The 16,969-nt window shown below is 42.0% G+C and carries 19 protein-coding genes and 1 pseudogene; 19 read left to right on the plus strand and 1 reads right to left on the minus strand.

The window, feature by feature from the left end; all coding sequences use genetic code 11:
• From HT703_RS08240 to whiA, 14 genes and pseudogenes are all read left to right on the plus strand, one after another.
• On the plus strand, nucleotides 1-321 hold a 321-nt coding region (locus HT703_RS08240), incomplete at its 5' end, for a hypothetical protein (protein ID WP_172930029.1).
• 65 nt (nucleotides 322-386) lie between these two features.
• Nucleotides 387-1,331 (plus strand): homoserine O-succinyltransferase, encoded by a 945-nt coding sequence (gene metA / locus HT703_RS08245; RefSeq protein ID WP_023937474.1) that lies wholly within the window; start codon nucleotides 387-389, stop codon nucleotides 1,329-1,331.
• Between the two features lie 8 nt (nucleotides 1,332-1,339).
• Nucleotides 1,340-2,017 (plus strand): DnaD domain-containing protein, encoded by a 678-nt coding sequence (locus HT703_RS08250; protein WP_000221595.1) that lies wholly within the window; start codon nucleotides 1,340-1,342, stop codon nucleotides 2,015-2,017.
• A gap of 97 nt (nucleotides 2,018-2,114) precedes the next feature.
• On the plus strand, nucleotides 2,115-2,873 hold the full coding sequence (gene tpiA, locus HT703_RS08255; RefSeq protein ID WP_000087893.1) for a triose-phosphate isomerase: 759 nt from the start codon (nucleotides 2,115-2,117) through the stop codon (nucleotides 2,871-2,873).
• A gap of 37 nt (nucleotides 2,874-2,910) precedes the next feature.
• Nucleotides 2,911-4,401 (plus strand): choline binding-anchored murein hydrolase LytC, encoded by a 1,491-nt coding sequence (gene lytC, locus HT703_RS08260; protein WP_007284876.1) that lies wholly within the window; start codon nucleotides 2,911-2,913, stop codon nucleotides 4,399-4,401.
• 601 nt (nucleotides 4,402-5,002) lie between these two features.
• Complete coding sequence (locus HT703_RS08265) at nucleotides 5,003-5,521, plus strand: Dps family protein (protein WP_119941960.1); 519 nt, start codon at nucleotides 5,003-5,005, stop codon at nucleotides 5,519-5,521.
• A gap of 129 nt (nucleotides 5,522-5,650) precedes the next feature.
• Nucleotides 5,651-6,157, plus strand: coding sequence for a dihydrofolate reductase (locus HT703_RS08270; RefSeq protein ID WP_119941958.1), 507 nt, complete (start codon nucleotides 5,651-5,653; stop codon nucleotides 6,155-6,157).
• Entirely contained in the window at nucleotides 6,157-6,327 is a 171-nt protein-coding gene (locus HT703_RS08275) for a hypothetical protein (protein ID WP_000442276.1), read from the plus strand. The genes HT703_RS08270 and HT703_RS08275 overlap by 1 nt, the downstream gene beginning before the upstream one ends.
• A 31-nt stretch (nucleotides 6,328-6,358) precedes the next feature.
• The gene (clpX, locus tag HT703_RS08280) at nucleotides 6,359-7,591 is read left to right on the plus strand and encodes an ATP-dependent Clp protease ATP-binding subunit ClpX (protein WP_000106341.1); all 1,233 of its coding nucleotides are present in this window, start codon (nucleotides 6,359-6,361) and stop codon (nucleotides 7,589-7,591) included.
• An 8-nt stretch (nucleotides 7,592-7,599) separates the two neighbouring features.
• Nucleotides 7,600-8,187 carry a ribosome biogenesis GTP-binding protein YihA/YsxC gene (gene yihA / locus HT703_RS08285; RefSeq protein WP_119941956.1) on the plus strand — a complete coding sequence of 196 codons (588 nt, stop codon included), beginning with the start codon at nucleotides 7,600-7,602 and terminating at the stop codon, nucleotides 8,185-8,187.
• Between the two features lie 10 nt (nucleotides 8,188-8,197).
• The gene (locus tag HT703_RS08290) at nucleotides 8,198-8,578 is read left to right on the plus strand and encodes a RidA family protein (protein WP_001140420.1); all 381 of its coding nucleotides are present in this window, start codon (nucleotides 8,198-8,200) and stop codon (nucleotides 8,576-8,578) included.
• 51 nt (nucleotides 8,579-8,629) lie between these two features.
• Complete coding sequence (gene rapZ / locus HT703_RS08295; RefSeq protein WP_049511934.1) at nucleotides 8,630-9,520, plus strand: RNase adapter RapZ; 891 nt, start codon at nucleotides 8,630-8,632, stop codon at nucleotides 9,518-9,520.
• Nucleotides 9,517-10,494: pseudogene (locus HT703_RS08300) on the plus strand (YvcK family protein). The gene rapZ and the pseudogene HT703_RS08300 overlap by 4 nt, the downstream one beginning before the upstream one ends.
• A complete protein-coding gene (gene whiA, locus HT703_RS08305; RefSeq protein WP_033684109.1) occupies nucleotides 10,491-11,402 on the plus strand; it encodes a DNA-binding protein WhiA in 912 nt (303 codons plus the stop codon). Before HT703_RS08300 ends, whiA begins: the two are co-directional and overlap by 4 nt.
• Before the next feature lie 33 nt (nucleotides 11,403-11,435).
• Here the strand turns inward: whiA and HT703_RS08310 are convergent, their stop codons facing one another.
• The gene (locus HT703_RS08310) at nucleotides 11,436-12,404 is read right to left on the minus strand and encodes an NAD(P)/FAD-dependent oxidoreductase (protein WP_000080999.1); all 969 of its coding nucleotides are present in this window, start codon (nucleotides 12,402-12,404) and stop codon (nucleotides 11,436-11,438) included.
• Nucleotides 12,405-12,539: 135 nt separating this feature from the next.
• On the opposite strand from HT703_RS08310, the gene cdaA reads away from it, so the two are divergent.
• The 5 genes from cdaA to HT703_RS08335 all read left to right on the plus strand — a co-directional run bounded on the left by cdaA (nucleotide 12,540) and on the right by HT703_RS08335 (nucleotide 16,838).
• On the plus strand, nucleotides 12,540-13,397 hold the full coding sequence (gene cdaA, locus HT703_RS08315) for a diadenylate cyclase CdaA (RefSeq protein ID WP_172930030.1): 858 nt from the start codon (nucleotides 12,540-12,542) through the stop codon (nucleotides 13,395-13,397).
• Nucleotides 13,384-14,163 carry a CdaR family protein gene (locus HT703_RS08320; RefSeq protein WP_138703584.1) on the plus strand — a complete coding sequence of 260 codons (780 nt, stop codon included), beginning with the start codon at nucleotides 13,384-13,386 and terminating at the stop codon, nucleotides 14,161-14,163. Before cdaA ends, HT703_RS08320 begins: the two co-directional genes overlap by 14 nt.
• A gap of 24 nt (nucleotides 14,164-14,187) precedes the next feature.
• Entirely contained in the window at nucleotides 14,188-15,540 is a 1,353-nt protein-coding gene (gene glmM / locus HT703_RS08325) for a phosphoglucosamine mutase (RefSeq protein ID WP_172930031.1), read from the plus strand.
• A gap of 73 nt (nucleotides 15,541-15,613) precedes the next feature.
• Nucleotides 15,614-15,988 carry a DUF1149 family protein gene (locus HT703_RS08330; RefSeq protein WP_001050094.1) on the plus strand — a complete coding sequence of 125 codons (375 nt, stop codon included), beginning with the start codon at nucleotides 15,614-15,616 and terminating at the stop codon, nucleotides 15,986-15,988.
• 1 nt (nucleotide 15,989) lies between these two features.
• Complete coding sequence (locus tag HT703_RS08335; RefSeq protein ID WP_023933188.1) at nucleotides 15,990-16,838, plus strand: DegV family protein; 849 nt, start codon at nucleotides 15,990-15,992, stop codon at nucleotides 16,836-16,838.
• Nucleotides 16,839-16,969 lie beyond the last annotated feature (131 nt).

Raw genomic sequence — 16,969 nt, forward strand, 5'->3', positions numbered from 1 at the left:
GACGAAGTCAGCTCAAAACACTGTTTTGAGGTTGTAGATAGAACTGACGAAGTCAGCTCAAAACACTGTTTTGAGGTTGCAGATAGAACTGACGAAGTCAGCTCAAAACACCGTTTTGAGGTTGCAGATAGAACTGACGAAGTCAGCTCAAAACACCGTTTTGAGGTTGCAGATAGAACTGACGAAGTCAGCTCAAAACACCGTTTTGAGGTTGCAGATAGAACTGACGAAGTCAGCTCAAAACACCGTTTTGAGGTTGCAGATAGAACTGACGAAGTCAGTAACATATACCTACGGCAAGGCGACGTTGACGCGGTTTGAAGAGATTCTCGAAGAGTTTCAAACATATGCAATTATTTCTGAAAGAGTACAGTTAGGAGAGGGTTATGCCGATTCGAATCGATAGAAAATTACCAGCTGTTGAGATTTTACGGACAGAGAATATCTTTGTCATGGATGATCAACGTGCGGCCCACCAAGATATCCGTCCTTTGAAGATTTTAATTTTAAATCTCATGCCACAGAAAATGGTCACAGAAACCCAGTTGTTGCGCCATTTGGCTAATACGCCCCTGCAATTGGATATTGATTTTCTCTATATGGAGAGCCATCGTTCTAAAACAACTCGTTCAGAGTACATGGAGACCTTTTATAAAACCTTTCCTGAAGTCAAGGATGAGTATTTTGATGGGATGATTATCACGGGTGCTCCAGTTGAGCATTTACCATTTGAGGAAGTGGACTATTGGGAGGAATTTAGCCAGGTGCTTGAGTGGTCCAAGACCCATGTCTATTCGACCCTTTATATCTGTTGGGGGGCTCAGGCTGGTCTTTATCTGCGTTATGGAGTGGAAAAATACCAGATGGACAGTAAGTTATCGGGTATTTATCCTCAGGACACTTTAAAAGAAGGGCACCTTCTTTTAAGAGGCTTTGACGATAGCTATGTTTCCCCTCATTCTCGGCACACGGAGATTTCTAAGGAAGAGGTCTTAAACAAAACCAATCTCGAGATTTTATCAGAGGGTTCTCAGGTTGGGGTTTCGATTTTGGCTAGTCGTGATTTGCGTGAAATTTATAGTTTTGGGCATTTGGAATATGACCGTGATACCTTGGCAAATGAATATTTCCGAGATCGTGATGCAGGTTTGGATCCTCATATTCCAGAAAATTACTTTAAGGATGATGATGTCAACCAGACACCTTGTCTTTGTTGGTCTTCATCAGCAGCCCTCTTTTTCAGTAACTGGGTGAATTATGCGGTCTATCAGGAGACGCCTTTTGACTGGAGAAAAATAGAAGATGATGCATCTACATTTGGGTATTTATAAGAGGAATTATGACATATTTAGACGCTTTTAAATCAGGGAACTTGGTTTTACCGAGTGCCCTGCTCTTGCATTTTAAGGAACTCTTTCCTTCTAGCGACGATTTTCTGGTTTGGCAATTTTTCTATTTGCAAAATACGACAGGCTTAGAAGAAATGTCGCCAAGCCAGATTGCTGAAAGGATTGGCAAGGAAATTTCGGATGTCAACCAGTCCATTTCCAATCTGACGGAGAGGGGACTTCTCCAGTATCGTACTATCGAATTAAATGGCGAAATCGAATTGCTTTTTGATGCTAGTTTGGCTTTGGAACGTTTGGATGACTTGCTTGGAGCTATTGCTTCGAGTTCAGACCAGTTGATACCTCAAAATCATCTTAAGGATTTGGTGGAAACCTTCCAGCAGGAGTTGGGACGCTTGTTGACGCCTTTTGAGATTGAGGATTTGATGAAGACACTAAAGGAAGATGGAACCAGTGCTGACTTGATTAAGGAAGCTCTTCGTGAAGCTGTTTTGAATGGAAAACCAAACTGGAAGTACATCCAGGCGATTTTGAGAAACTGGCGACATGAAGGTATCAAAAGTGTGGCTCAAATCGAGGCTAAGCGGGCAGAAAGAGAAGCAAGCAATCCTCAGTTGACACAGGTATCGGCAGATTTCAGAAATGCTATGGATCTCTGGAAGGATTAATCCATGTCAGCAGGCTTGAAATCCGAGTAAGATTTGCAAGCTGTGTCTAATTGTGATAAAATAAATAGAAAATAAATTGAAAAAAGAGGTATGTGAAATGTCACGTAAACCATTTATCGCTGGTAACTGGAAAATGAACAAAAATCCAGAAGAAGCTAAAGCATTCGTTGAAGCAGTTGCGTCAAAACTTCCTTCATCAGATCTTGTTGAAGCAGGTATCGCTGCTCCAGCTCTTGATTTGACAACAGTTCTTGCTGCGGCAAAAGGTTCAAACCTTAAAGTTGCTGCTCAAAACTGCTACTTTGAAAATGCAGGTGCCTTCACTGGTGAAACAAGCCCACAAGTTTTGAAAGAAATCGGTACTGACTACGTTGTTATCGGTCACTCAGAACGCCGTGACTACTTCCATGAAACTGACGAAGATATCAACAAAAAAGCAAAAGCAATCTTTGCAAACGGTATGCTTCCAATCATCTGTTGTGGTGAGTCACTTGAAACTTACGAAGCTGGTAAAGCTGCTGAATTTGTAGGTGCTCAAGTATCTGCTGCATTGGCTGGATTGACTGCTGAACAAGTTGCTGCATCAGTTATCGCTTACGAACCAATCTGGGCTATCGGTACTGGTAAATCAGCTTCACAAGACGACGCACAAAAAATGTGTAAAGTTGTTCGTGACGTTGTAGCTGCTGACTTTGGTCAAGAAGTTGCAGACAAAGTTCGTGTTCAATACGGTGGTTCTGTTAAACCTGAGAACGTTGCTTCATACATGGCTTGTCCAGACGTTGACGGTGCCCTTGTAGGTGGTGCGTCACTTGAAGCTGAAAGCTTCTTGGCTTTGCTTGACTTTGTAAAATAATCAGTAAGTAGCAAAAGCTAGGTGGAACAGCATTCAGATGTCTGTTCCATTTTTTATAGGAGAGGAAAGATTGAAAACAAAATTTGTATGTATAGGGCTAGCAAGCCTTTGCTTACTTGGCGTAAGAGTTTCAGGAATTGCGGCAGATGAAACAAGTGGAAGCACAGTTTCAGAAAAATCTAGTCTATCAACAGGAACTTCATCAACTAGTAGCAATGAACAGAGAAACAGTGTCTCTGCCCACTGGGATGGAGATTATTATGTAAAGGCTGATGGTTCTAAAGCTCAAAGTGAATGGATTTTTGATAATAACTACAAAGCTTGGTTTTATCTCAAATCAGACGGTCGTTATGCTCAAAATGAGTGGCAGGGCAATTACTACCTGAAATCAGGTGGCTATATGGCTCAAAACGAGTGGCTTTATGATAATAATTACAAGAGTTGGTTTTATCTCAAGTCAGATGGGGCTTATGCTCATCAAGAATGGCAATTGATTGGAAATAAGTGGTACTACTTCAAGAAGTGGGGTTACATGGCTAAAAGCCAATGGCAAGGAAGTTATTTCTTGAACGGTCAAGGTGCCATGATGCAAAATGAATGGCTTTATGATCCAGCCTATTCTGCTTATTTTTATCTCAAATCCGATGGAACTTATGCTAACCAAGAGTGGCAAAAAGTGGGCGGCAAATGGTACTATTTCAAGAAGTGGGGCTATATGGCTCAGAATGAGTGGCAAGGCAACTACTATTTGACTGGAAGTGGTGCCATGGCGACTGATGAAGTGATTATGGATGGCGCTCGCTATATCTTTGCGGCCTCTGGTGAGCTCAAAGAAAAGAAAGATTTGAATGTCGGCTGGGTTCACAGAGATGGTAAACGCTATTTCTTTAATAATAGAGAAGAACAAGTTGGAACCGAACATGCTAAGAAAGTTATTGATATTAGTGAGCACAATGGCCGTATCAATGATTGGAAAAAGGTTATTGATGAAAATGAAGTAGATGGTGTCATTGTTCGTCTAGGTTATAGCGGTAAAGAAGACAAGGAATTGGCGCATAACATTAAGGAGTTAAACCGTCTGGGAATACCTTATGGCGTCTATCTCTATACCTATGCTGAAAATGAGACTGATGCTGAGAATGATGCTGAACAGACCATTGAACTTCTGAAGAAATACAATATGAACTTGTCTTACCCTATCTACTATGATGTTGAGAACTGGGAGTATGTGAATAAAAGTAAGCGTGCTCCGAATGATACAGGTACTTGGGTTAAGATTATCAACAAGTACATGGAGACGATGAAGCAGGCGGGCTATCAAAATGTGTATGTCTATAGCTATCGTAGTTTATTACAGACGCGTTTAAAACACCCAGATATTTTAAAACATGTAAACTGGGTAGCGGCCTATAACAATGCTTTAGAATGGGAAAACCCTCATTATTCAGGAGAAAAAGGTTGGCAATATACCTCTTCTGAATACATGAAAGGAATCCAAGGGCGCGTAGATGTCAGCGTTTGGTATTAAGCTCTGATTAGAAAGAGGGATGTGATAGTAGCACCCTCTTTTTCTTTGTTTTATGATAGTTTATCCTCGAGTAAATTCAAGAACTTGCTCGGAAATGAATCTTATACTCAATGAAANNAGGTTGTAGATAAGACTGATGAAGTCAGTAACTATATCTACGGCAAGGAGACGTTGACGTGGTTTGAAGAGATTTTCGAAGAGTATTATATAGTAGATTGAATATAGACCAGAACATTGCGGTTGCTAAAACATTTTTAGAAATTCATTTGTCTTTCCTAATCGACTTGGTTACATCTTATTTCAATCTATTATAGTCTTGGGGAATTTCTTCAAACCACATCAGCGTGCTCAGTTCTACCTGCGACCTCAAAACTTGTGCTTTGGTCAAGCTGGGTTTGTCTTCCTAGTTTGCTGATGGATTTCCATGGACTATAAGCATCCAGACCTCTTTTTCGTCTTCTAAAGAATTCTTAAATTATCAGTCTATTACAACTTTTCTCATGTGGGTCATTTGGCTTGCTATTGTCTTTCCTTAGTAGTATACTAAGGTAGTAATCATTAAGAAGTGCTTACATAAAAATAATGAATGAGGTAAAATAAAATGGTAGAATTGAAAAAAGAAGCAGCAAAAGATGTCGCAACATTAACAAAAGCAGAGCCAGTAGCATTGGCAAAAACAAAGGAAGTTTTGAATCAAGCTGTTGCTGATTTGTACGTAGCCCACGTTGCTTTGCACCAAGTACACTGGTATATGCGTGGACGCGGTTTTATGGTATGGCATCCAAAAATGGATGAGTACATGGATGCTCTTGATGGTCATTTAGATGAAATCAGCGAACGATTGATTACACTCGGTGGAAGCCCATTCTCTACATTGACAGAGTTCCTTCAAAACAGTGAAATCGAAGAAGAAGCTGGTGAATACCGTAATGTTGAAGAAAGCTTGGAACGTGTTCTAGATATTTATCGCTACCTCATCACTCTTTTTCAAAAAGCGTTGGATGTGACTGACGAAGAAGGCGATGATGTTACAAACGATATTTTTGTTGGTGCTAAGGCTGAACTTGAGAAAACAGTTTGGATGCTTGCCGCAGAACTTGGACAAGCACCTGGTTTGTAAGAAACAAGGCAACATAGATAAATCTGTAGGAAATTTCTTACAGATTTTTTCTATTTTGTAAGCTATTCCAAACCAGTCTTTTTTTGAGTTTTTTGATAGAATAGTACTATCAGTAAAAAGGATGGAAGCATGACTAAGAAAATCGTAGCTATTTGGGCCCAGGATGAAGAGGGTGTGATTGGGAAGGACAATCGCCTACCTTGGCATCTGCCAGCAGAACTGCAACACTTCAAAGAAACAACTCTGAATCATGCTATCTTGATGGGGCGGGTAACCTTTGATGGAATGGGGCGTCGCCTGCTTCCAAAACGGGAAACCCTGATTTTGACGCGTAATTCGGAAGAAAAGATAGATGGGGTTGCTACTTTTCAGGACGTCCAGTCTGTTCTGGACTGGTATCAGGCTCAAGAAAAGAATCTCTACATTATCGGTGGCAAGCAAATTTTTCAGGCTTTCGAACCTTACCTTGATGAAGTGATTGTCACTCACATTCATGCTCGGGTGGAGGGGGATACCTATTTTCCTGAGGAGTTTGACTTATCTCTTTTTGAGACAGTTTCAAGCAAATTCTACGCCAAAGATGAGAAGAATCCTTATGATTTTACCATCCAATATCGCAAGAGAAAGGAAGTCTAATGGAACGGAGTTTATTTGGTTTATTCACGGCTTTTCTGTGTTTCATCTGCCTTCTGGCAGGAGCACAGGCTTTTCGTAAAAAGCGTTACGGGCTTTCTATCCTCCTTTGGTTAAATGCCTTTACCAATCTGGTCAATAGTATTCATGCTTTTTACATGACCTTATTTTAGATAGAATGACAGTATAGAATGGAAGGAAATCATGTCTACAAATAGAAAAAATGATATGATGGTTTATTGCTCATTTTGTGGCAAAAACCAAGAAGAAGTACAAAAAATAATCGCTGGCAACAATGCTTTTATTTGTAATGAGTGCGTGGAGTTAGCTCAGGAAATCATTCGAGAAGAATTGGTTGAGGAAGTCTTGGCAGACTTGTCTGAGGTGCCAAAACCAATTGAACTCCTCCATATCTTGAACCACTATGTAATCGGTCAAGATCGTGCCAAGCGTGCCTTGGCAGTGGCGGTTTACAACCACTACAAACGTATCAATTTCCACGATACGCGTGAAGAGTCGGAAGATGTAGATTTGCAGAAGTCAAACATCTTGATGATTGGCCCAACTGGTTCAGGGAAAACTTTCCTTGCTCAGACCTTGGCTAAGAGCTTGAATGTGCCTTTTGCGATTGCGGATGCAACAGCTCTGACGGAGGCTGGTTATGTGGGTGAGGACGTGGAAAATATCCTTCTCAAACTCTTGCAGGCTGCTGACTTTAACATTGAACGTGCAGAGCGTGGGATTATCTACGTGGATGAAATTGACAAGATTGCCAAGAAGAGCGAGAATGTTTCTATCACACGTGATGTTTCTGGTGAAGGGGTGCAACAAGCCCTTCTCAAGATTATCGAGGGAACTGTTGCTAGCGTACCGCCTCAAGGTGGACGCAAGCATCCACAACAAGAGATGATTCAAGTGGATACTAAAAATATCCTCTTCATCGTGGGTGGTGCCTTTGATGGTATTGAAGAAATTGTCAAGCAACGTCTTGGAGAAAAAGTCATCGGATTTGGTCAAAACAATAAGGCGATTGACGAAAACAGCTCTTACATGCAAGAAATCATCGCAGAAGATATTCAAAAATTCGGGATTATCCCTGAGTTGATTGGACGCTTGCCTGTCTTTGCAGCTCTTGAACAGTTGACAGTAGATGATTTGGTTCGTATCTTGAAAGAGCCAAGAAATGCTTTGGTCAAACAGTACCAAACCTTGCTATCTTATGATGATGTCGAGTTGGAATTTGACGACGAAGCCCTACAAGAGATTGCTAATAAAGCCATCGAACGGAAGACAGGGGCGCGTGGACTTCGCTCCATCATAGAAGAAACCATGCTAGATGTCATGTTTGAAGTACCGAGTCAGGAAAATGTGAAATTGGTTCGCATCACAAAAGAAGCTGTCGATGGAACGGATAAACCAATCCTAGAAACAGCTTAGAGGTGACTATGGAGCTGAATACACACAATGCTGAAATCTTGCTCAGTGCGGCGAATAAGTCCCACTATCCGCAGGATGAACTACCAGAGATTGCCCTAGCAGGGCGTTCAAATGTTGGCAAGTCTAGCTTTATCAATACTATGCTGAATCGTAAGAATCTGGCTCGTACGTCAGGGAAACCTGGGAAAACCCAGCTTCTCAACTTTTTTAACATTGACGACAAGATGCGCTTTGTGGATGTGCCTGGTTATGGTTATGCCCGTGTTTCCAAAAAGGAACGTGAAAAGTGGGGGCGCATGATTGAGGAGTACCTAACGACTCGGGAAAATCTCCGTGCGGTAGTCAGTTTAGTTGACCTTCGTCATGACCCGTCAGCAGATGATGTACAGATGTACGAATTTCTTAAGTATTATGAGATTCCAGTCATCGTTGTGGCGACTAAGGCGGACAAGATTCCTCGTGGTAAATGGAACAAGTACGAATCAGCAATCAAAAAGAAATTAAACTTTGACCCAAGTGACGACTTCATTCTCTTTTCATCTGTCAGCAAGGCAGGGATGGATGAGGCTTGGGATGCAATCTTAGAAAAATTGTGAGGAAAAGAAAATGGCAAAAACAATTCATACAGACAAAGCTCCAAAGGCTATCGGACCATATGTTCAAGGAAAAATCGTTGGCAACCTTTTGTTTGCTAGTGGTCAAGTTCCTCTCTCTCCTGAAACTGGGGAAATCGTTGGAGAAACGATTCAAGAACAGACAGAACAAGTCTTGAAAAACATTGGTGCTATTTTGGCAGAAGCAGGAACAGACTTTGACCATGTTGTTAAAACAACTTGCTTCTTGAGCGATATGAACGACTTCGTTCCTTTTAATGAGGTTTACCAAACGGCCTTTAAAGAGGAATTTCCAGCTCGTTCAGCTGTGGAGGTAGCTCGTCTTCCTCGTGATGTAAAAGTCGAAATCGAAGTCATCGCAGAGATTGGATAAGCTAGTTGAAGTTTGGTGTTGCCAAACTTCTTTTGATATAAGGAGAAAAAGATGACAAAGAAACAACTTCACTTGGTGATTGTGACAGGAATGAGTGGTGCAGGGAAAACCGTAGCCATTCAGTCTTTCGAGGATCTAGGTTATTTTACCATTGATAATATGCCGCCAGCCCTCTTGCCTAAGTTTTTGCAGCTGGTTGAAACTAAGGAAGACGATCCTAAGTTGGCCTTGGTAGTGGATATGCGTAGCCGTTCTTTCTTCTCGGAGATTCAAGCTGTTTTGGATGAGTTGGAAAACAAGGAAGAACTGGACTTTAAAATTCTCTTTTTGGATGCAGCTGATAAGGAATTGGTCGCTCGTTACAAGGAAACCAGACGGAGTCACCCATTAGCAGCAGATGGACGAATTTTAGATGGAATTAAGCTGGAACGTGAACTCTTGGCGCCTTTGAAAAATATGAGCCAAAATGTGGTGGATACAACTGAACTCACTCCTCGTGAGCTACGTAAAACCCTTGCAGAGCAGTTTTCAGATCAAGAACAAGCCCAGTCTTTCCGTATCGAAGTCATGTCTTTCGGCTTTAAATATGGAATCCCAATTGATGCAGACTTGGTTTTTGATGTGCGCTTTTTGCCAAATCCATATTACCTTCCAGAGCTGAGAAACCAAACGGGTGTGGATGAACCTGTTTATGACTATGTCATGAATCATCCTGAGTCGGAAGATTTTTATCAGCATTTATTGGCCTTGATTGAGCCGATTTTGCCAAGTTACCAAAAGGAAGGGAAGTCTGTTTTGACTATTGCCATGGGATGTACGGGTGGGCAACACCGTAGTGTGGCTTTTGCCAAACGCTTGGCGCAGGACTTATCCAAGAATTGGCCTGTTAATGAAGGGCATCGCGACAAAGACCGAAGAAAGGAAACGGTAAACCGTTCATGAGAAAACCAAAGATAACGGTGATTGGTGGAGGTACTGGGATCCCCGTCATTCTTAAAAGTCTGCGTGAAAAAGATGTGGAAATCGCTGCTATCGTAACGGTGGCGGATGATGGTGGTTCATCAGGTGAACTCCGAAAAAATATGCAGCAATTGACACCGCCAGGTGATCTTCGTAATGTCCTTGTGGCCATGTCGGATATGCCTAAGTTTTATGAGAAAGTCTTTCAGTATCGCTTTTCCGAGGATGCGGGAGCCTTTGCTGGCCATCCGTTGGGAAATCTCATTATCGCTGGCCTGTCAGAAATGCAGGGGTCGACCTATAATGCCATGCAGTTATTGAGCAAATTTTTCCATACAACTGGGAAGATTTATCCTTCCAGTGACCATCCTTTGACCTTGCATGCAGTCTTTCAAGATGGGACAGAAGTGGCTGGATAGAGTCATATTGCAGACCATCCAGGCATGATTGACCATGTCTATGTGACCAATGCCCTAAACGATGATACGCCTCTGGCCAGCCGTCGAGTAGTGCATACCATCCTTGAAAGTGACATGATTGTCCTAGGGCCAGGTTCCCTCTTTACCTCTATTTTGCCCAATATCGTGATTAAGGAAATTGGGCGGGCTCTTTTGGAAACTAAGGCAGAAATTGCCTATGTCTGCAATATCATGACCCAACGTGGGGAGACGGAACACTTTACAGATAGGGACCACGTGGAAGTCTTGCATCGTCACCTTGATCGCCCTTTTATCGACACTGTCTTGGTGAATATTGAAAAAGTGCCTCAGAAATACATGAATTCCAACCGGTTTGATGAATACTTGGTGCAGGTGGAACATGATTTTGCAGGTCTTTGTAAGCAAGTTCCGCGTGTGATTTCATCCAACTTCCTTCGTCTGGAAAATGGCGGTGCCTTCCACGATGGGAATTTGATTGTGGATGAATTGATGCGGATTATACAGGTGAGAAAATGAGTTTCACAGTAGCAGTAAAAGAAGAAATCCTGGGTCAGCACCATCTAAGCCGACATGAATTATCTGCCATTATCAAGATGTCTGGTAGCATCGGTCTCTCGACTTCGGGCCTGACCTTGTCCGTTGTGACAGAAAATGCCAAACTGGCTCGTCACCTCTATGAATCCTTTCTCCATTTCTATGAAATCAAATCGGAAATTCGTCACCACCAACGGAGCAATCTTCGCAAGAATCGGGTCTATACCGTTTTTACAGATGAAAAGGTGCAGGACTTGTTGAGTGATTTGCACTTGGCAGACTCCTTTTTTGGTTTGGAAACAGGTATTGATGAGGAGATTTTATCAGACGAGGAAGCAGGCCGTGCCTATCTCTGTGGCGCTTTCTTGGCAAATGGAAGTATTCGTGACCCTGAGTCAGGCAAGTACCAGTTGGAAATCAGTTCTGTTTATCTGGACCACGCGCAAGGGATTGCCTCCCTTCTCCAGCAGTTTTTACTGGATGCCAAGGTACTTGAGCGTAAGAAGGGGGCTGTAACCTATCTCCAGCGTGCCGAAGATATTATGGACTTTCTTATAGTAATCGGAGCCATGCAGGCGCGTGATGATTTTGAGAGAGTAAAGATTTTGCGGGAAACTCGTAATGACCTCAATCGGGCCAATAATGCCGAGACAGCTAATATTGCTCGGACAGTCTCTGCCAGCATGAAGACCATCAACAATATCAGCAAAATCAAAGATATTATGGGCTTAGAAAATTTGCCAGTAGATTTGCAGGAAGTAGCGCAGTTGCGGATTCAGCACCCAGACTACTCTATCCAACAGTTGGCAGATAGCCTCAGCACCCCTCTGACCAAAAGTGGTGTCAACCATAGACTTAGAAAGATAAATAAATTAGCCGATGAATTATAAAACCACGAATCCTATGTGACTCGTGGTTCTTTTTTATAAACTGGTAGAGTGTTTTGGTTGTACTTTTTGTTCAGGGTCAATGTAGTTGATAGCGTTGTTGACAGCAGTTGGAGCTTCTCCGAGGCCTGTCGCAATCAGATCAATTTTTCCGTCATAGTAGCAGCAGTCACCGATAGCATAGATACCTGCTTGGCTGGATTCTTGTTTGCTGTTGACGATAATCTTGTGACGGTTGAGGTCGAGCCCCCAGTTTTTAAGGTTACCGACAGAAGATTTGAAACCATAGTTGACAAAGAGGTGGTCTAGGTCAATGGTTTCAGTTTCATCAGATTTGACTTTTGTGATTTCAAGTTTATCAAGTGTTTTTCCATTTCCAAGGAGTTGGCCAGGGGCGAATGGTGTCTTGATGGTTACAGATGATTCTTGCAAGGCTTGAACACTGTGTTCCAAGGCACGGAAATTATCTCTGCGGTGAACAAGGGTAGTTGGTGCGATTTTTTCAAAAGCCAAAGCCCAATCCACAGCCGAGTCTCCCCCACCAAGAATCGTCACTTTCTTACCAGCGTATTGCTGAATGTTAGAAACGTGGTAGTGGATATTTTCATAGCCCTCAACCCCTTCAAGTTCCAGCGGACGTGGTTTGAAGGCACCGCCACCCATAGCGATGATAACTGTTTTAGTCAGGTGACTTCCTTTAGAAGTTGTGATGGCAAATTCTTCTTCTTGTTTGTCAATCTCAAGAACCGTTTCATTGAGATGAATAGGGGTATCAAATCCATTTAGCTGTTCAATCAAGCGGTTAGTCAACTCTTCTCCAGTCAGGTTTGGGAAGCCTGGTACGTCTAGGATTTCCTTTTCAGGGTAGAGAATAGCAGGTTGTCCACCTAGCTGGGGAAGAGAGTCGATGATTTGAACCTTGGCTTGGCGTAGGTGGGCATAAAAGGCTGCAAAAAGCCCGACAGGACCACCACCCACAATGGTAATATCATAGAGTTGAGACATAGTTTCTCCTTTGTTTTTTCTAGTCAGTTTATTTTATCATATTTTTGTTCAATGTAAAATGGACTAGGATAGGGAAAAAAATGCCAGAAAATGGTATAATAGGACGAAAGTGTTTTGATAGGGAGGATATCAGGGATGAATTTTCAAAAATTATCCAATCTGCAATATTGGACCAGTTTGTTTGCAAGTCCATGGACGATAGCTATCAATCTGATTGATATTTTGATTGTTGCTTATATTTTATACCATTTTACAAAAGCTATTGCAGGAACCAAGATTATGATTTTGGTACGTGGAGTTTTGGTGTTTATTTTAGCTCAAATCCTTGCAAATATGATTGGTTTGACTACGATTTCTTGGTTAATCAATCAAATTATTACTTATGGAGTTATTGCGGCGGTTGTTATCTTCTCTCCAGAGATTCGGACTGGTTTGGAACGTTTGGGAAGAGCGACAGATTTCTTTTCCAATGCCCCTATTAGTGCTGAGGAACAGATGATTCGTGCCTTTGTTAAGTCTGTTGAATACATGAGTCCTCGTAAAATCGGGGCCTTGGTTGCTATTCAGCGTGTACGTACCTTGCAGGAGTATATTTCGATAGGAATTCCCTTGGATGCTAAGATTTCTGCAGAACTTCTCATTAACATTTTTATTCCCAACACTCCCCTACATGATGGTGCGGTGATTATCAGAGAAGAACGTATCGCTGTGACGTCTGCCTATCTGCCCTTGACAGAAAGTACAGGAATTTCCAAGGAATTTGGAACTAGACACCGGGCGGCTATTGGTTTATCAGAAGTCTCAGATGCCTTGACTTTTGTCGTATCAGAGGAAACGGGAGGAATTTCGATAACCTATAATGGAAGCTTTAAGCACAACCTAACACTTGATGAATTTGAAACAGAATTACGTGAAATCTTACTTCCAAAAGAGGAAGCAGGTCTTAGTTTTAAAGAACGATTGCTAGGAGGATGGAAACATGAGAAAAAATAGTTTATACATCATATCCTCACTCTTTTTTGCTTGTGTCCTATTTGTCTATGCTACGGCGACGAATTTTCAAAACAGTACCAGTGCTAGGCAGGTAAAAACGGAAACCTATACGAATACAGTAACAAATGTCCCTATCGACATACGCTATAATAGTGATGAGTATTTTATTAGCGGTTTTGCTTCAGAAGTATCAGTGGTCTTGACTGGTGCAAATCGCCTATCGCTAGCTAGTGAAATGCAAGAAAGCACACGTAAATTCAAGGTTACTGCTGACCTAACAGATGCCAGTGTTGGAACGATTGAAGTTCCTTTGAGCATTGAAGATTTACCCAATGGGCTGACTGCTGTGGCGACTCCGCAAAAAATTACAGTCAAGATTGGTAAGAAGGCTCAGAGGAATAAGGTAAAGGTTGTACCAGAGATTGACCCTAGTCAAATTGATAGTCGGGTACAGATTGAAAATGTCATGGTGTCAGATGAAGAAGTGTCGATTACGAGTGACCAAGAGACATTGGATAGAATTGATAAGATTATCGCTGTCTTGCCAACTAGCGAACGCATAACAGGTAATTACAGTGGTTCAGTACCTTTGCAGGCAATCGACCGCAATGGTGTTGTCTTACCGGCAGTTATCACTCCCTTTGATACAACAATGAAGGTGACTACAAAACCAGTAGCACAAAGTTCAAGCACATCAAATTCAACTACAAGCAGTTCATCGGAGACATCTTCGTCAACGAAAGCAACTAGTTCAAAAACGAATTAAAAATAGAAAAAGGATTTTATAAAAATGGGTAAATATTTTGGGACTGATGGAGTCCGTGGAGAAGCTAATGTAGAACTTACTCCAGAATTAGCTTTTAAGCTAGGACGTTTTGGAGGCTATGTTCTGAGTCAACATGAAACGGAAGCACCGAAAGTCTTTGTAGGACGTGACACCCGTATTTCAGGGGAAATGCTAGAATCTGCCTTGGTGGCAGGTCTCCTCTCTGTGGGGATTCACGTATACAAATTAGGCGTTCTGGCAACACCAGCAGTAGCTTATTTGGTTAAAACTGAGGGAGCTAGTGCGGGTGTCATGATTTCTGCTAGCCACAACCCAGCCCTTGATAACGGAATCAAGTTCTTTGGCGGTGATGGCTTCAAACTAGATGATGAAAAAGAAGCAGAAATTGAAGCCTTGCTAGATGCTGCAGAAGACACTCTGCCACGTCCAAGTGCTGAAGGCTTGGGAACCTTGGTAGATTACCCAGAAGGCTTGCGTAAGTATGAAGGCTACCTTGTTTCAACTGGAACTCCTCTTGATGGAATGAAGGTTGCCTTGGATACAGCTAATGGTGCAGCTTCTACCAGTGCCCGTCAAATCTTTGCAGACCTTGGAGCTCAATTGACGGTTATCGGGGAAACACCAGATGGTCTTAACATCAATCTTAATGTTGGTTCAACTCACCCAGAAGCTCTTCAAGAAGTGGTCAAAGAAAGCGGATCAGCTATTGGTTTGGCCTTTGACGGAGACAGTGACCGTTTGATTGCTGTCGATGAGAATGGGGACATCGTCGATGGTGATAAGATTATGTACATCATCGGGAAATACCTTTCTGAAAAAGGACAATTGGCTCAAAATACAATCGTGACAACTGTTATGTCCAACCTTGGCTTCCACAAGGCCTTGGACCGCGAAGGTATTAACAAGGTAGTAACTGCAGTTGGCGACCGCTATGTTGTTGAAGAAATGAGAAAATCAGGCTACAATCTTGGTGGTGAACAGTCTGGTCACGTCATCTTGATGGATTACAATACAACAGGTGATGGTCAATTATCCGCTGTCCAATTGACAAAAATCATGAAGGAAACTGGTAAGAGCTTGTCAGAGTTGGCAGCAGAAGTAACCATCTATCCACAAAAATTAGTCAATATCCGAGTGGAAAATGCCATGAAGGAAAAGGCTATGGAAGTGCCAGCTATCAAGGCTATCATCGAGAAGATGGAAGAAGAAATGGCAGGGAATGGTCGTATCTTAGTACGCCCAAGTGGAACAGAGCCCCTCTTGCGTGTTATGGCAGAAGCGCCTACCACAGAAGAAGTTGACTACTATGTTGATACCATCGCAGACGTAGTTCGAGCTGAAATTGAGATGGACTAAAACTTAGAAAACTAGATGAAAATAAAAAATTATGGTACAATAGCTTATAATATTGTAGCCGAGGGAGAAAGATATGAATCTTAAACGTGAACAAGAATTTGTTAGTCAGTATCATTTTGATGCGCGTAATTTTGAATGGGAAAATGAAAATGGAGCTCCTGAAACTAAGGTGGATGTGAACTTCCAATTGCTCCAACATAATCAAGAAAATCAAGTGACTTCCTTGATTGTCATCTTGACATTTATGATTGTATTTGATAAGTTTGTCATCAGTGGAACCATTTCACAGGTAAATCATATCGATGGCCGTATTGTCAATGAACCAAGTGAATTGAGCCAAGAAGAAGTGGAAACTTTGGCTCGTCCATGTTTGAATATGCTCAACCGTTTGACTTACGAAGTAACTGAAATTGCATTAGACTTACCAGGAATCAATTTGGAGTTCTAATATGAAACTAGCTGTTATCACAGATTCTTCTGCCTATCTCAGTGCAGAGACCTTGCAAAGAGAAGATTTGTATGTCTTGGATATTCCTGTCAATATTGATGGTGAGGAGTATGTCGAAGGCATCAATCTGACTGCTGAGGAATTTTACCCAAAAATGGCTCAGGCTTCTGAATTGCCTAAGACCAGTCAACCAAGTATTGCCAAGTTAGATGAGATCTTAACTTCGCTCAAAGAACAAGGTTATACACATGCCTTGGGGCTGTTCCTATCTTCTGGAATTTCAGGTTTTTACCAAAATATTCAGTATATGGTGGATGACTATGAAGGTTTAACCATTGCTTTCCCAGACACTTTGATTACAAGCGCTCCCCTAGGCATCATGGTTGAAAGCGTCTTTAACTGGCGAGATCAGGGCGATGATTTTGCTATCATTCAGGATAAGCTAGCTATTCAAATCAGCCGTACGTCAGCTTTTATCATGGTAGATGACCTGGATCATTTGGTAAAAGGTGGGCGCCTTTCAAATGGGGCTGCCATTTTGGGCAATTTGCTTAGCATTAAGCCAATCCTTTATTTTAACGATCAAGGTGTGATTGAAGTTTACGAAAAAGTTCGTACGGAAAAGAAAGCAACCAAGCGCTTGATTGAAATCATCAAGGAAACAACGGCTTCAGGCCAATATCGGGTCATTGTCATTCATGGGAATGCTCCTGAAAAGGCTGAAGAATTGCGTCAGCACTTGATTGAATCTGGATTAAGTTCAGATGTTTCGCTTGCTACATTCGGTAGTGTCATTGGAACCCACCTAGGAGCAGGAAGTATTGCTCTGGGTTATATTCCAGTGATTTAGTTGGCACTTTTAGGCTAGTTAAGATGCCTTGTATCTTAGCAATTGAACACGGACTACCTGCCTCTTGAAAAAAGATGCCTGTCTTGCCTTTCGTGGGAAGTCAGCGCCATTCCCTATTTTTCATGGGTAGC

This window comes from Streptococcus sp. 3874 (assembly GCF_013276425.1).
In the GTDB taxonomy this organism is placed as follows: Bacteria; Bacillota; Bacilli; order Lactobacillales; family Streptococcaceae; genus Streptococcus; species Streptococcus pseudopneumoniae.